Here is a 14,736-nt window from a genome sequence, read left to right as displayed (position 1 = left end):
TATGGACGCGTGGCAAGGGGCAAGTTGGTGTTTCTGACGGATTGGTCGGGTGCAGGCATGTATTCGGCCTTTGAATGCGGCGTGTTCATGCCGCTGGCCCTGATGTAGTCCGCGGATCGGATCCCAGACAGGTCAACGCGCTTTCAAGCGGCACCCACTGATCGGGTTTGTCCGATCCCGGCTCGACCGTTCGCCATCACGCCATCAGCACCTCACCAGTTTCTGCATCCTCTGTGAGCATTCAAACGGCGGCGGTCGCCTCAAAGCGCCTGCCCGTCGTCATCAACGCCCAGACGATCCGCGCCATCTTGTTTGCCAAAGCAACAGCGACGACGTTGTACGGCTTCTTCGCCAGAAGCTCGGCAGCCCAACGCGTCGGCGCCGTTTTGCCGTTCCGGCTGAAGCGGAGGACCGCGTGCGCCCCGACGACGAGAAGCCGGCGGAGATAAGGGTCGCCTTGTTTGCTGATCCTTCCGAGGCGGTCCTTGCCACCCGATGAGTTTTGCCGCGGCACCAGGCCTATCCATGCCGCCAGTTGTCGGCCGGATTTGAAGAGCGACGCGTCGGTCACCGTTGCGGCAATTGCGCTGGCAGTGATCGGGCCAATTCCAGGGATCGCCTCAAGGCGGCGGCTCAGTTCGTTCGAGCGATGCCAAGCATGAATTTGGCGATCCAACTCGCTGACCTTCTCGTGCACCTCCCGCAACTGCCCGATCAGTGGAAGAAGCGCGGACCGCGCAAGCGGCGGGATCAGATCGTGATCATCGTCGTCGACCAACGCCATCAGCATTCCGACGCCGGCAAGGCCCTGTCGCGTTACGATGCCGAACTCCGCCAAGTGGCCGCGAAAGGCGTTCACCAGCATTGTCCGCTGCCGGATCAAAAGCTCGCGGACCCGATGCAGCATCAGCACGCCCTGTTGCTCCTCGCTCTTCACTGGAACAAAGCGCATCGTCGGCCGCGTCACCGCCTCGCAAATCGCCTCAGCATCCGTGGCGTCATTCTTCTGCCGCTTCACGTATGGCTTGACGTAAGATGCCGGCATCAGCCGAACCTCGTGACCCAGCGCCATAAGAACCCGAGCCCAGTGGTGTCCAGTCGCGCATGCCTCGATTCCGATCAGGCATGGCGGCAATGCTTTGAAGAATCCAACGACATCGTCGCGGCGCAGCTTGCGGCGGCACACGATCGCGCCAGCACCATTGATCCCGTGAACCTGAAATACATGCTTGGCGATATCCAGACCAATTATGGTAATCTTCTCCATGGACGGCTCTCCCTTATGTGACTTTCGACAGCCACACTTTGGCACATTGCGATGCCGGGAGCGGAGGCCGTCCACCACATCAGGTCACAGTCGATAGCAGGGCCTCCCGTCGACCAGGCCGTTGGCATGCTGGTTGCTGAACAGATGACGCCGGCCGCCGTCGAACTGGTGCTCGAAGTCCGTAAGGAGATCGAAGCCCGTCATGAAGAAGCGGATCGGCTGCGCTGCCGCGCGATCGAGCGCGCCCAAACAGAAGCCGATCTCGCCAGCGCCGTTTCATGCTCGTAGACTCCAATAACCGCCTCGTCGCCGACACGCTCGAAGGCGAATGGAACGACAAGCTCCGCATCCTGGCCAATGCCCGCGAAGAGCGCGAGCGCGCCCGCGAGCACGATCAATTCATTCTCGATAAAGCTGTCCATGAGCGGTTGGTCGCAATGACGGCGGACTTCAAAAAGCTTTGGGCGGACCCGGATACCCCGAACCGCGAACGCAAGCGACTGCTTGCCCACATCATCGAGGACGTCACCCTCGTCAAGCTACCGGCGAAAGGAACGACCAAGGTTCACGTTCGATTCAAGGGTGGCAAAATCCAGACGCTTACCACCAAGAGCCCCAAATCCTCCGCCCAGCAGATAACGACACAACCCGGCGTCGTCGAATTGGTCGACAGGCTCCTTGACGACCACGTCTATTCCGAAATCGCCGAACTCCTCAACCAGCAAGGATATCGCCTGGGCGAGGCCGGGCGCCGCGGTCGCCAAGACGCCCGCTTCACGCCCTTGCGAGTTGCCTATCTCGTGCACCAATACAAGCTGCGCCCACGCCATGATCGCCTACGCGAGCGCGGAATGCTGACAAAACAGGAAGCGGCAGTGCGTCTCAATGTCCACGAACAAACCGTCACCAGATGGGCCAAGCATGGCCTCATCGCCAGCCATGCCTCCAACGGACACCATTGCCTGTACGAAATCCCCGATGGAGACCTGCCGCAGAAGCAATGCAGCCGATGGAACCGGCTCGTTGATCGGGCAGCCGCACGCGTACAAAGTGCCAGCCAGGCAAAACTGTCAACTGAAGATGAAAGAGGCGTAGTATGAACGCAGATCGTTTGTAAAAAGGCAGCTGCCCTGGCCGTCACTCCAGATCACTTTTAGCAGCGATCCGCTGCGTCCGCGGAACACAAAAAGATTGCCGTCCAGAGGGTTCAGTTTCAGCACCTCCTGCACCCGCAACGCAAGGGATGGAAACCCACACCGCATGTCCGTATGGCCCGTTGCAATCCACACCCGCACATTTGACCGGAAGGAAGCGTGATCACCGCAACGTCTCCAGTCCCCGCATGATCCGCAGCAGCGCCTCAACGTCAACGCTGCCGTCCACGACCACACGACGGCCGTTCGCCGCAACAATTCTCCATGCGGCCGGAAGGAGGCGCCACCGGATGCTCCATCGCAGCAGGTGGAGTGACCTGCTTCACCGGCACAAAAGTTTCCGGCATGACGAACGCCGGCACAAAACCATCGGTTTGTTTCTGGCTGTGCAAACCCTGGCGAACCGATTTGCGCCAACGGTTCAACAGCGAGCGGCTGATGCCGTACTGACGGGCCGTGGCCGACGCCTGGCCTCTCCCCGCAAAGCTTTCTGCGACAATCCGCAGCTTCTCATCCTCACTAGTACTACAGTTGCGTTTGATTCCTGGCTCTGTAGTGAGCGAGGGTTGCGGACGCTTGATGCATGCGTCGCCAGAGCGACCATGCCAAGATCAGGCGAACTCTGATTGGGGGCGGCAGTAAGAGCCGTTTGATCATATAGCGGATCTCTGCGACGCTAGGCAGGAGCGCCAGGGTGTTGGTCAGGCGGCGATTGGCGGGTTTGGACTCGTTTCGTTCGGTTTGCCAGCAGCGGTACGGCGTAGGTCGGCGCCGAGCTTGGCGAGGAATGCAGCGGCCGCCATGACGAGCGTCATGTGCCGGTTCCAGGCATGCCAGGATCGCGCCTCGCAATGATCCAGGCCGAGGTCGTCCTTCGCACGCTGGAAGCATTCTTCTACCGTCCAACGCAGCCCGGCAGCGCCAGCCAACTCGCTCAGTTCCGTACCGGCAGGCGCAAAGACAAAATAATAGGCGCGCGCATCGGGTTCGCGTCGGCTGCGGCGGATCAGAAGCCAGCGCTCCCATTGTGCATCAGGACGAGAGCTGAGAGGAATACGGGCCCAATCATAAAGCCGAAGGCCTTTGGCGCCTTCGCCTGCTGGATGACTTGACCAGGCCTCCGCCTCTAATTCCGCGGCCATCGTCTCCGGATCAGTTTGCTCGAAGCATTGCTCGCGCACGAAGCGCAGGCAATGGTTGGAGCGAACTGCTAGAACATAAGGCTGGCCACGGCTTTCCAGCATCCGGCGTAGCTTCGAATCCGAACCATAGAGCGCATCGGCCAATACCCAGGCACAAGGCACGCCGGCATCCAGCGCATCGGCTATGAGCTTGGCAGCGATGGTCGGTTTGGTCGCGAAGGTCTGGGACTGGGGGACGTGAGCCGAAGTACGGCGCGCTTCATCTTCAGCCCACCCCTTCGGCAGATAAAGCTGCCGATCGATCAGGGTCTGACCGTAGCGGCTTGCATAGGCAAGGAAAACACCGACCTGACAGTTCTCAATCCGGCCGGCCGTGCCGGAATATTGTCGCGCGACACCCACCGAATGAACGCCTTTCTTCAGGAAGCCGGTCTCATCGACCACAAGAACGCCGTCCGCGTCACCTAGAGACTCCATTGCATAAGCGCGCACCGCATCGCGCAATGCGTCAGCATCCCAATGGCTGCACCCCAGCAGCGACTGCATCCGATAAGGGCGATCCAGTCCTGCCTGTTCAGCCATCAACCAGCCGGTCTTGCGCTCTGCTCCCGACAATAACCCATCCAGAAAGGCACCACACGATACGCGCAATTCGCGGCGACCAAACACCGGACCCAACCGCACCTTCAAGGCATCGAGCTCACGCTGCCACGCCAGCATGGACCCGGACCAACCCGCTACCGACATTCGATTCCCTCCCGTCAAATGCGGGAAATGAATCATGATTTCAAATCAAACGCAACTGTAGTACTAGAGCGACGCCGCCGACCGGTGTGGATCACCTCGATACGGCTCACCCGAGACCCGCTGTCTCCTCCCAAAACCTCCATCCATCCAACTGTCCTTATGCATGGGAATAAGGACAGGGTCTGAACTGTTTTACTCAATATTCACAGGCGGTCTCGCTCGGACGGATACGGTCTGTCTTACGAACAATGCAGCGGAAAGAGCGTTGCGCGGTGTGGCGTTAGGAAGGAAAAACTGGACCTTCGCCGGTTCCCAGCGTGGGGCCGACCGTGCCGCCGTCATGCTGACCGTCATCACCACCTGCCGCCTCAACGATGTCGACCCAAAGGCATGGCTTGCCGTTGTCTTCGCCCGCATCGCCGATCTGCCCGTCTCTCGCTTGCACGAACTGCTCCCATGGGAGTGGAAAAGGCGGCGCCAGGCCGAAAAAGCCTCTGCTCACATCACCGCCTGAATCTTATCCGCAGCATACATCAGCAATGACCGAGCGCGCGACCCAGTTCCGCGGTCCCCGGCGTATGGATACGCAATAAGGCGGTCTTTCGAACTTTGATCGAAACGGCGTCTCCCATTCCGACCGACCAGCCGCACGGCAAGTTTTTGACCTTCTTCCATCACTTGGTGTCCACCTATTTTGGTGGACACCTCATGCCAAAGCTCAATCAATTGCAGAAAGGTGCGGGGAAAATCGCGCTTACGAAGCATGCACATACGCCCGGCGATTAACTGGGAAGAGAATTCCAAAATATTAGAGGCGTTGTCGAGGACGCTATCAGAGTCAGAAAGAGATTGTTTCGTAGCCCAGAGTTCCTAGTTAGTGGCTATTTCTTACTCGGCGACGGACGCGAAAGTAAAGTACTTGTGTGCCGCGTAGCTGGTCACGACAGGGCTCACCACGCCTATGACATGCGCCACGGTTTCGGCATGCCATTGAAATTCGAGAGCGGGGAATATCCAATGGACGAGAAAGATACTGACAAGCCAAACCTGAATCAGTGCAACAATATTGACTATTCCGAAGCGAATATATTCCTGAGTAACCGTCTTACCTGAGTCTTCGAAGACGAAGCGCTTCATAAGCATGTAAGCCGTCGTCATGCCGATCAAGTATGCGATGACAATCGCGACGCTATAGGACAAGAGCTGCGAAAGAGCGACGCGCGACAGAATATTCACTGCCGCAGCAATGCCGCCGGAAAGGATGAAACGCAGAAAAGGTGAGCCGAAACGCTCCCTATTTGACACAACCTCCATCAGACCGCCTCCGCCATCATCCTGCCATACCGAATACTTTCAGCAACGCCTCGGTCCTCAGGATAGTAAAAACAGGTATCAGCGATCTGAAGTCCAGAAATCGCGGTCTGGATCGGCGGCAACCTTTCGCGAAAATTTGGTTCGCAAACGGGCTGTGCATAGCGAAGCCTGCCAACGGTCGCACCTACCATATCATCCTGCTGGATAGTCGGATTTACCCGTCTAATATAGCCGAAGGCCTCGTCGATGAATTGCTTGTCGGTCCACCGCCATTTGGGCTGCGTCGTCGGCATGTAATAGGGGACATAAACGACCCTGTCTTCGATCGGCCGAAGATTAGAAAATTCGATCAAGCCAGGTATCTCGATATTTGGATCAACGATATTGATCCAGAAGTTCTTCGTCACCGATTTCTTCAGCTTGAACAGTAAGCAGACCACGCCAATGTTGCGAATAGCGTCATATTTCTGCAACCAATCCGCCGGCATATCGGGTACCAGCTTCGAAATTAACGGCGTCGGAACAGTCGAAATCACGGCATCCGCCGGAAAGAAACGCCCCCCTGCTGTCACACCAGTGACCCTGCCATTTTCAGTCTTGACCTTCTCGGCGGGAGAAGAAAGGTGAAGCCTGCCGCCCTTGGCGACAAATGCAGAGACCAGGGCATCAACGAGTGTCTGGCTGCCGCCCTCAATATACCCAAGTTCCTCCTGGAAAATCGAGCGGCGCGAATTGCCAATACGCTTCACACGCGTCGCTATCCACGATGCGGAGATATCGTCCGACAGTTCGTAGAATTTCAGCTCCATGAGCCGCTTCCACATTTTGCCGTAGACTTCCCTGCCTGAGCCGCCCTCAAGCCATTGGCGCGCAGTTAAGGCCTCGATCGAAGCAAAGTCCTTGCGCTTCGTCGTGAGAAACATCTGCAAGCCTGTCCGAATTTTTGCAGCAAGGCTCAGATGCGGGAAGGTTAGCAGCGCGATAGGATCGCCCCAAGGATGTACCTTTCCGTTCATATAGTAACCCATTGAGGTCTGTGCCCAGCGCATCTTATCTTGGATACCTAGCTCCTTCATCAATGCGAAAGTGGGCGCATCCGATTTACATACGAAATGGTAAAAGCGCTCGATAGAGAGACCGTCAAAGTCAAAATGCGCGGCCATCCCACCCGGAACAGAATCCGCTTCGACGAGATCGACCTCGTGCCCCAAATTGGCGGCCCGGTGGGCTGCCGCCAAGCCCATCGGGCCTGCACCTATAACGATAATCCGGCTCATGTTGTCCCTCAGAAATCAAGAACAATGCCCGCATAGCGGGGATCCAGGAAAGTTTCGCTCACTGCCTGCCGCAAGGGAGTAGCGGTAATTCCAAAGGTGTTTTCCCAGTCGATTACGGGAAAAGTTTCGGGAATGACAAGCGCCTCTAGCTGACTCGTCGTGAACGGCGGAATCTTGCTAAATTTTCCGTAGATGAATAACAGCGCCCAAAACAGACCGTAGGGAATATGGACGATCTTGGCTTTGGGCTTCACAATATCGTGGATTAGTTTGATCAAATCTCCATAGTAGATTTGCTCGCGGCCTGAAATATCAAAGGTGCCCGTCTTGCGGCTTGCCAGACTGGAAGCGATAATCGCAGCAAAATCACCGACATAAAGCGGCTGACGGATGAATTTGCCGTTTCCTGGAATTGGGAATATCGCCGTACGATCCATGAAGCGGCGCAGCCAACCGAGATGCTTGCGGTCGAACCAGCCGAACATGAGCGTCGGACGCAACACAATATGCGGAATGTCCTCCACCGTGTTGATAAACTCTTCCTGCGCCGTCTTTGAACGCGTGTAAAAATCATCAGCCTTAGAGTTAACGACTGAAGAGGAGATTTGGACAAAATACGGCGTTTTATGCTCCCGCATCGCGGCCACGATGCGCTTGGTAGCAATTACATTATTGTCGACAAAGTCCTGCTCGACTAACCCGCCGATCTGCGCTTGATTGAGAACAAGTGCATCCGCATTTGCAAGGGCGTCAGTCCATGGGCCGGACTGAGCAAGATCCGCCTCTATTACCTCGATTTCAGGATGAATCCGACGCAGAAGCGCCGTATTGGCGGGCTGTTTGTCGATACCGACAATCCTCAGATCGGAGTTCGCTTTCAGTCTAGCGATCAGATTTTGGCCGACAAGACCTGCAGCACCAGTGATTACGATTTTCTCAGTCATATGTTCATCCGATTGAATACACGAGCCGGCATCGCGCGGATGATCAGCATGATGTAGCGCCAGAACCACGGCGCGTAAACGACCGGACCGCCGCGGTCGGCAGCGCGACGAACGACCGCGGCGACTTGCGACGCTGAAGCCCAAAGCAGGCCCTTCCGGTCAAATTGCTCCGTCATCGGTGTAATCGTCGGGCCAGGCTTAACGATGACAGCGCGGGGACCCCGATCTGCGAAGCGATGAGAAATGCCTTCGACAAGAGCCGCCAAACCTGCTTTAGCAGCCCCATAAACGAAATTGGCTCGTCGGCCGCGATCACCAGCAACCGAGCCCAGGACAATCAAGGAGCCACGTCCTTGTTCTTCCAAGAAAGTGGCAGCCGCAAGACACCAGGCAGCAGCCGAGTTGAAGTTAATCCTCACGATCTCCTCGGCGATCGAGAGGTCCCTCTCAGCATCAGCCTGCTCGCCAAGGATGCCGTACGCAATGAGGACGTGATCAGCGCCACCCAGTTGCCGGACCAAGTTGCGAAAGATTTCGTCCACCCCGCCTGGGGTTTGAGCGAGATCGAGAATGGCAATTTCAGCACTGTGAGCGCCACGCATCTTGAGATCGGCAGCGGTAGCAGACAGTCTTTCTGTCTGACGTCCAACAAGCAATATGTCGGCTCCTTCGGCAGCGTAAAGCCGCGCCGTGGCCTCTGCGATAGCAGAAGTCGCGCCCAAGATGATCAAACGCAAAACGCTGCACTCCTGTTCATTGTCCGACTCTCCTCCAAAAATGGGATTCGAACGCGGGGTCTATATATTTGGCAAAATCCTGCCAATGAGGATAACCGGCACGGAACATATCAGCCGGCATTCTTCCGTCCTTGGCAGGATAAAGCCTGCCCCCAGCTTCACGCACTATTGCGTCGAGCCGCCCCATCAGCCGGAGAGTCGACGAACCACGGTTCGGAAAATCCAAGGCCAACGTTGTTCCGGGTCGAGGAAAAGACAGCATCCCGAGCGAAGATTTGTCACCAAAGGTCTTGAGCACAGCGAGAAACGACCCCTCGCCCGCTGCCGAAATCAGTTCCAACATCGCTTTGGTGGCGTCCCTTTCACTCTCAGGTGGGACGGCAGACTGATACTGATACATACCGCGCCTACCATACATTCGATACCAATGGCCGATCGAATCTAGCGGATAGAAAAACGGGTGGATCGGGACCTTGCTGCCACCCGCATTACGTTTGCCCTTCCAGTAATACAAGCTGTTGAATGCACCTAAGGACAGCTTATTGAGAACGAGGCTTGGAAAATTAAAGGGAATCGTCAGTTTGGGATCTGCCTTGGTAGGCAACCGCGCGCCTTTCGACGCATGATTTCCACGCGTAAATAGACCGCGACCTAGATCTTTCCCTTTGGCGAGGCAATCAACCCACGCAACGGTATATTCATACTCGCCATCGCTTTGCCTGGCGATCTGGAAGAATTCATCTAGATTTTCGAATGGAATGTTTTCGACGTCCATTATAGCGCTGGCGATCCTGACCGTTTCGATCTCGGCCCAGGTGATCACGCCCGTTAACCCCAGCCCGCCAATCGTTGCTCCAAAGAGCCCAGTGTTTTCCTGAGGGGTCAATTCGATCTCTAAACCATCAGACCGCAACAGTCCGATGCGCCGCACCCAGCGCCCCAACGTTCCGGCACTATGATGGTTCTTACCATGCACATCGTTGGCGATCGCCCCACCCAACGTCACAAATCGGGTGCCTGGAGTGACGGGCAGAAAGAAACCCCTCCGTATTAACATCTTTAAAAGCATGTCGAACGACACGCCAGCTTCGGCCCGTAGAATGCCGGAATCCGGATCGAAGAAGATCGCCCTATCAAGAGCGGTCATATCCAAAATTGCGCCATCCGGATTGAGGCCCGTATCGCCATAGGACCGACGCAGACCGGTCGCCAGAATCGGTGACCCACTGTGCCGCGCCACCGCAAGGACCTCCGGTAACTCGTCTCGCCACTGTGGTCGGGCAACATTGTGTCGCGCCTGCAACACGCCGCCCCAAGATCGGATGTCTTCGGATGAGGAAAATCGAATCATAAAGCCGCCAGAAAAAGGAGGGCAGCAAAACCACCAAGTATAAGGCTAGTGCGGTCGCGAAGGGCGAAACTCACCGGATCATCGTTCATGTCGCCGCGATGGGCGAGCAGCCATATACGCCCAAGCCAGATTGAAAGGATGAGCGGCATTCCTGCCAATATCTGTGGATGGTTATAGACATGTGCCGGCAGCATTTCGCCGATAATGAAAAGTACAAGGACTACGAGGGACGCGATAGCAGACGACACACCAAGTGTGAGTGTCAAGGGGGCATCCTCAACGCGATAGCCGCGGCTGGCTAAGCTGTGCGATCCCGTGACAGCGGCTCGAACGATTTCGGTATGTCTTTTGGCGACTGCCAGCGAGAAAAAGAAAAACACGGAAAATGTCAGAAGCCAAGCCGGACTGGGTTGGCTGAAGAGGACGATTCCCATCACAAGTCTGATAGTAAACAGGACGCCAATGATTAGCGTGTCGAGCAGTGGGATCCGCTTCAAACCGAGCGAATAAGAGCCGGTGATGACAAGATAACTTCCAAGTGCGGCGGCAAAAACAGGAGTAATTATGATCGCGGAGAGGAAGGCTACGACCAGCAGTGTGCCCGAGAGCGCAAAGCCAAATGGGATTGACATGCGACCGCTTGCGAGCGCCCGATTCCGTTTCGACCAATGGCGACGGTCTGCATCAAGATCGGCTATGTCGTTCAGAAGATAGGTCGCTGAGGTTACCATTAGCAGGCAAATGAAGGCCAGCATCGTATGAATAATTAGTGGAATATCATTCCACGCGTGCCCAAGAATTAGCGGCAGGAATATCAGGACGTTTTTGGACCAATGGTGGACGCGCAGCGCCTTCAGGAAATTCTTCACTGACAAAGAAGGGTTTTGAAATTCAGCTTCTATCGGCTTGCCCAAGCCGCGGGCTGTTTTGGCGACAGATGGCGCTGTCCCAGCCAGCACAATTGCACTCGCCTCTTTCCAAACAGCAAGATCAGCCGAACTGTCCCCGACATAGACGAAGCCTTCCGGAAAGCGCCCTTTCAAATAGTTGGCTTTTGATTTGCCTTTCAGATTTGCCTGGGACGAGCCGACCGCGCTAGCAAAAATACCAAGCCGCTTTGCTACGGTTTCGACGATCGGTTGGCTAGCGGCGGAGCAAAGATGAATCTCGTGGCCACGTTCCGCCTGCTCATGTAGCCAATGCACCAAATCCTGTCGGATCGGAAGCTCCACGTGGGTTAGATCGATTTCATGAGCAAGAGCGGCCTTTAACGCTGCACGCCCCCTTGCGAGGCGGGCAAACGCACTTACGACGCGAAGAGGTTTGGTGAACAAGCCAATTGCAATTTGTTCGTACAGTGTATCAGTAACGATCAATGTATCATCGAGATCGACAACTATGGGAAATCTATTTGCCGACAATTCGCTCGATTTTGCACCGTCGACGTCACTGTCTCTGCGTGCAGCTTCCTGCATACTGGCTCCAAAGGTAATTTGCCGCTCTAAATCCACTTCAGCCTCGCTCGGTGGGTGCAAACCATGAGACTTCCCCTTACAGCGAGATTGTTCCGGCGAGAAGCACTATTGCCGCGAAGAGACAATCTCAAGGCCGTAAAGCGAGACGCCCAGACGTCGTTGGTCACGACCCAACCCTAACGCACTCGGTACAATCGGAGCCTTGATCTTCAAAGTAAACGTGACTGGATTGCCGGCTGCTTGCAAAATGTGCAGCCTTATTATCTTTCTGTTGTCCGCTTGAGAAAACAGTGCAGTTGACGCATGTCCTTGATCGTCGACAAGCTGCACTTCTTGCGTACTATCAGCCTGCGGCAGGTAAGCGGCCATGTCTAACAAAACGTCTCCCGAAAAGTTCTGCCCCAACGGAAGCGAGAGTTGAGCTTCGTCGGCCGTCGTCCACACGAAATCCGATTGAACCGGAGACCAACCCATCTGCAACAGGTAGTCGCTAAACAAAAGGGGTGATTTTGCGACTGTTATCGTCCCCTTATCATCGAGACTCGGCGGGAGCCGACGAATGATGCGAAGTCCCCCGACGTCGATTTCATGATCGTCTTTCGGACGCTGTGCGGTTGATTCTGCTGTAACAATATAGCGGGAGCCAGATCGCAACTCCTCGGGCGAACATCTAGCTGCCAAAGTGAATGAAATATGCCAGCCACGGTTAATACAGAATTGTCCCTGCTTGCTTCTCTCGGCGAGTATCTGAGCGCCCAGTATCGTTGACCAGACATTCCCCCAGTCTTCCGTGTCAATGAGATCCAAGGCCAGCTTCTTTGGAGCTCGCAGGGCGACCAACGTGTTGTGTATTTCTGCGGCCGAGGGCTGATTATAAGCGAAATCATAACTGACGGGCTTCTTGATCTGCGAAAATACGATCACTGCACATAGGACTGCGATGCAAATATCGAAAATAGCCCGCACTCGATTGCTTACGAAAGCGCTCGCGGCAATAAACGTAAAGCAACCTAGGAAGGCCGGAACAGCGTAGTAATACTCTCCGATGTATTCCTGATTTAAATAATCGATGCCGTATTTGGCATAAAATAGCAAAGCGAGGGTTGCAGCCCCCACAACGGCGACGGCGTTACGAATCTCTGGAGGTAAATCGCCGCGAATTTTACGCACATGAAAAAGTAACACGCTCGACAGCAGGGCCGAAATCATTGCTGGAACACCTCCCCAATAGACACTGACAAAGTGAATTGAGGGGCCGAGGCTGTTTGTCTTATGCGCTCCGCCGAATGAAGCATAAGAGGCCAGCGGGCCTGGAAATTGCGAGATGGTGAGAATAATGAGCGGCAAAAAGAAAAATAATACAATTGCACACGAACAAAGCACAACGGGCGCGTTTCCTCGCGCCAAGAGCGCATTGATCAAGGAAGAAGGTGCTCTTCCCTCAATCCAAAATGTATATCCGACGAGGAGAAGGGTGAAGAACGAGAGAAAAGGAATGAAGGACACGTGTCCATTAAACAGAACGCCGCACGCGAGTGCAAAACTGGGGAGGAAGCGCAACTCTCCTCTCACTATAACGCTCGAGGAGAACAGGACCAGGCAAAAGGGAAAGAAATAAAGATGAGGAAACCAAATGCCACCGAAAACCTGATGATCTAACAAGGCAGACAGCAACAAAAAAACGCACAACGACGCCGCAGCAGCGCCTATCCGCCCGAGAGAAAAATATAAAGCTCTCCAAATTAAAACTATCCAAATAGAATTATAGAGAGCAACAGCAACAAGTTGTCCTGAAAAAGCGGATCTAACGAGCTTTAGGTAATCGAATAATATGACTTCTCCTGCTGCAAGGACGTAGATGATCGCGGGTCCAGGATGATTGAATCCAACCCTGGAATAATTTCCAAACAGAAGCAGATGCTCTTTGGCCTGCTGAACCAACAAGCTGTTTGCCGCAAAGTCACCGACCTCAAGGTTATTTTGGTTAATATAGCCTCTCATTGAATAAGCTATAACAACGAAAGATAAAACAGAGCACAGGATCGATGTTAACTGATAATAACGCGGAGTTTCTTTTTTCATCTCGTTGACTTATTGCGGCGGACGATACTGCCAAGGGAGCTTGCCCCCATTGCAAGGCAGAGCGAACGTCCCTTTTCGACCATCTGCGAGGAAGGGTCAAGCGCGACGAGAAGTTCGGTCGTGGCAAAACCGCTTTGGTCGTTGTTTTCGTATTAGAGAAAGGCTAAACGGTGCGGGATAAATCAAAACCGCCCCGTCAGGCCTCTGAAAAGGCTAGTCTGACTTCATTAGGGTCGCGCCGAAAGGAGAATGAAATTGGCGAAAAAAGTGTTGATAACAGGCATTACGGGTCAGGACGGCGCCTATCTTGCAGAATTGCTGTTGCAAAAGGGTTACGAAGTTTACGGCCTTGCTCGGCGATCAAGCACTTCAGACGTCAATCTTAGCCGCCTCCAATGGCTGGGGATCGAGCGTGATGTTCAAATTGTCGACGGCGACCTCCAGGATCTTTCCGGCCTCGTTCGAACCATGCGGGACGTCAAGCCGGACGAGGTCTACAACCTTGCTGCGCAGTCATTTGTAAGATCCTCTTGGCAGCAGCCTTTTTTGACGGGGCAAGTTACCGGTCTCGGTGTGACGAATATGCTTGAAGCCTTACGTCTGGAGAGCCCCGGCGCTCGTTTTTATCAGGCATCCTCGTCCGAAATGTATGGCCTTATTCAGGAGCCAATGCAATCGGAGACGACTCCGTTCTATCCGCGGTCGCCTTATGCGGTCGCGAAACTCTACGGTCATTGGCTGACGGTCAACTATCGCGAAAGTTTTGGCCTACACGCATCGAGCGGTATCTTGTTCAATCACGAATCTCCCCTGCGCGGCATTGAATTCGTGACCAGGAAGGTCACTGACGGCGTCGCCCGTATTAAGCTCGGCCTCGCGACTGAACTGCGCCTTGGAAATATAGATGCAAAGCGCGATTGGGGTCATTCCAAGGATTATGTCCGCGCCATGTGGCAGATGCTGCAGCAGGAAGTCGCCGACGATTACGTCATTGCGACAGGCCGGACGACAACTGTACGAGATATGTGCGCGATCGCTTTCCGACATGCCGGCCTCGACATAGACGAACATCTCATCATCGATCCCGAGCTCTTCCGTCCCGCCGAAGTGGATGTTCTGCTCGGCGATTCAACCAAGGCTCGGCAAAAATTTGGCTGGGAAGCCAAAATCACGCTCGAAGAAATGATCGTCGAGATGGTTGAAGCCGATTTGAAGCGGCTTGAGAAGTGATACCTGGTTCCAACTC

General features: G+C 54.9%; 13 protein-coding genes and 3 pseudogenes. 4 read left to right on the top strand and 12 right to left on the bottom strand.

Features of this window, described 5'->3' with window-relative positions; translation table 11 throughout:
- Window positions 1-241: 241 nt before the first annotated feature.
- Window positions 242-1,267, bottom strand: coding sequence for an IS110 family transposase (locus QA646_RS19795; protein ID WP_283059401.1), 1,026 nt, complete (start codon window positions 1,265-1,267; stop codon window positions 242-244).
- Between the two features lie 126 nt (window positions 1,268-1,393).
- Here QA646_RS19795 and QA646_RS19790 point away from each other — a divergent pair, with 126 nt between their 5' ends.
- Window positions 1,394-1,555 (top strand): hypothetical protein, encoded by a 162-nt coding sequence (locus QA646_RS19790; protein ID WP_283059959.1) that lies wholly within the window; start codon window positions 1,394-1,396, stop codon window positions 1,553-1,555.
- Window positions 1,546-2,367, top strand: coding sequence for a hypothetical protein (locus QA646_RS19785; RefSeq protein WP_283059957.1), 822 nt, complete (start codon window positions 1,546-1,548; stop codon window positions 2,365-2,367). The genes QA646_RS19790 and QA646_RS19785 overlap by 10 nt, the downstream gene beginning before the upstream one ends.
- Here the strand turns inward: QA646_RS19785 and tnpB are convergent.
- From tnpB to QA646_RS19770, 3 genes and pseudogenes are all read right to left on the bottom strand, one after another.
- Window positions 2,338-2,556, bottom strand: a complete 219-nt coding sequence (gene tnpB, locus QA646_RS19780) for an IS66 family insertion sequence element accessory protein TnpB (protein WP_283059955.1) — start codon at window positions 2,554-2,556, stop codon at window positions 2,338-2,340. The genes QA646_RS19785 and tnpB overlap by 30 nt on opposite strands.
- Before the next feature lie 28 nt (window positions 2,557-2,584).
- Window positions 2,585-2,942: pseudogene (locus tag QA646_RS19775) on the bottom strand (transposase); the annotation flags it as partial.
- A gap of 180 nt (window positions 2,943-3,122) precedes the next feature.
- Window positions 3,123-4,310, bottom strand: a complete 1,188-nt coding sequence (locus QA646_RS19770; protein ID WP_283059954.1) for an IS701 family transposase — start codon at window positions 4,308-4,310, stop codon at window positions 3,123-3,125.
- 232 nt (window positions 4,311-4,542) lie between these two features.
- Between QA646_RS19770 and QA646_RS19765 the strand changes: the two are divergent.
- Window positions 4,543-4,824, top strand: a pseudogene (locus QA646_RS19765) (transposase domain-containing protein); the annotation flags it as partial.
- A 71-nt stretch (window positions 4,825-4,895) separates the two neighbouring features.
- Here QA646_RS19765 and QA646_RS19760 read toward each other — a convergent pair.
- The 8 genes and pseudogenes from QA646_RS19760 to QA646_RS19725 all read right to left on the bottom strand — a co-directional run.
- Window positions 4,896-5,036: pseudogene (locus QA646_RS19760) on the bottom strand (IS66 family insertion sequence element accessory protein TnpB); the annotation flags it as partial.
- Between the two features lie 162 nt (window positions 5,037-5,198).
- Window positions 5,199-5,624: a GtrA family protein gene (locus QA646_RS19755; protein ID WP_283059953.1), complete on the bottom strand. Its 426-nt coding sequence runs from the start codon at window positions 5,622-5,624 to the stop codon at window positions 5,199-5,201.
- Entirely contained in the window at window positions 5,624-6,901 is a 1,278-nt protein-coding gene (locus tag QA646_RS19750; protein WP_283059951.1) for an NAD(P)/FAD-dependent oxidoreductase, read from the bottom strand. Before QA646_RS19750 ends, QA646_RS19755 begins: the two co-directional genes overlap by 1 nt.
- 8 nt (window positions 6,902-6,909) lie before the next feature.
- Window positions 6,910-7,845, bottom strand: a complete 936-nt coding sequence (locus QA646_RS19745) for an NAD-dependent epimerase/dehydratase family protein (protein ID WP_283059950.1) — start codon at window positions 7,843-7,845, stop codon at window positions 6,910-6,912.
- On the bottom strand, window positions 7,842-8,582 hold the full coding sequence (locus QA646_RS19740; RefSeq protein WP_283059948.1) for an SDR family NAD(P)-dependent oxidoreductase: 741 nt from the start codon (window positions 8,580-8,582) through the stop codon (window positions 7,842-7,844). The genes QA646_RS19745 and QA646_RS19740 overlap by 4 nt, the downstream gene beginning before the upstream one ends.
- Before the next feature lie 16 nt (window positions 8,583-8,598).
- A complete protein-coding gene (locus QA646_RS19735; RefSeq protein ID WP_283059947.1) occupies window positions 8,599-9,933 on the bottom strand; it encodes an FAD-binding oxidoreductase in 1,335 nt (444 codons plus the stop codon).
- Window positions 9,930-11,408 (bottom strand): UbiA family prenyltransferase, encoded by a 1,479-nt coding sequence (locus QA646_RS19730; RefSeq protein ID WP_283059946.1) that lies wholly within the window; start codon window positions 11,406-11,408, stop codon window positions 9,930-9,932. Before QA646_RS19730 ends, QA646_RS19735 begins: the two co-directional genes overlap by 4 nt.
- Before the next feature lie 105 nt (window positions 11,409-11,513).
- Window positions 11,514-13,490, bottom strand: a complete 1,977-nt coding sequence (locus QA646_RS19725; RefSeq protein ID WP_283059945.1) for a hypothetical protein — start codon at window positions 13,488-13,490, stop codon at window positions 11,514-11,516.
- 249 nt (window positions 13,491-13,739) lie between these two features.
- On the opposite strand from QA646_RS19725, the gene QA646_RS19720 reads away from it, so the two are divergent.
- Complete coding sequence (locus QA646_RS19720) at window positions 13,740-14,720, top strand: GDP-mannose 4,6-dehydratase (RefSeq protein ID WP_283059944.1); 981 nt, start codon at window positions 13,740-13,742, stop codon at window positions 14,718-14,720.
- Window positions 14,721-14,736 lie beyond the last annotated feature (16 nt).

The sequence above is a fragment of the Rhizobium sp. CB3090 genome (genome assembly GCF_029714285.1).
Lineage (GTDB): Bacteria > Pseudomonadota > Alphaproteobacteria > Rhizobiales > Rhizobiaceae > Rhizobium.
This window is presented reverse-complemented; position numbering and strand designations above follow the sequence as displayed.

What these genes read in the sequence shown, in the direction of transcription:
- QA646_RS19795 (WP_283059401.1), bottom strand. Translation starts at nt 1,267, where the DNA reads ATGGAGAAGATTACCATAATTGGTCTGGATATCGCCAAGCATGTATTT.
- QA646_RS19790 (WP_283059959.1), top strand. Translation starts at nt 1,394, where the DNA reads ATGCTGGTTGCTGAACAGATGACGCCGGCCGCCGTCGAACTGGTGCTC.
- QA646_RS19785 (WP_283059957.1), top strand. Translation starts at nt 1,546, where the DNA reads ATGCTCGTAGACTCCAATAACCGCCTCGTCGCCGACACGCTCGAAGGC.
- QA646_RS19770 (WP_283059954.1), bottom strand. Translation starts at nt 4,310, where the DNA reads ATGTCGGTAGCGGGTTGGTCCGGGTCCATGCTGGCGTGGCAGCGTGAG.
- QA646_RS19755 (WP_283059953.1), bottom strand. Translation starts at nt 5,624, where the DNA reads ATGGAGGTTGTGTCAAATAGGGAGCGTTTCGGCTCACCTTTTCTGCGT.
- QA646_RS19750 (WP_283059951.1), bottom strand. Translation starts at nt 6,901, where the DNA reads ATGAGCCGGATTATCGTTATAGGTGCAGGCCCGATGGGCTTGGCGGCA.
- QA646_RS19745 (WP_283059950.1), bottom strand. Translation starts at nt 7,845, where the DNA reads ATGACTGAGAAAATCGTAATCACTGGTGCTGCAGGTCTTGTCGGCCAA.
- QA646_RS19735 (WP_283059947.1), bottom strand. Translation starts at nt 9,933, where the DNA reads ATGATTCGATTTTCCTCATCCGAAGACATCCGATCTTGGGGCGGCGTG.
- QA646_RS19730 (WP_283059946.1), bottom strand. Translation starts at nt 11,408, where the DNA reads ATGCAGGAAGCTGCACGCAGAGACAGTGACGTCGACGGTGCAAAATCG.
- QA646_RS19725 (WP_283059945.1), bottom strand. Translation starts at nt 13,490, where the DNA reads ATGAAAAAAGAAACTCCGCGTTATTATCAGTTAACATCGATCCTGTGC.
- QA646_RS19720 (WP_283059944.1), top strand. Translation starts at nt 13,740, where the DNA reads ATGAAATTGGCGAAAAAAGTGTTGATAACAGGCATTACGGGTCAGGAC.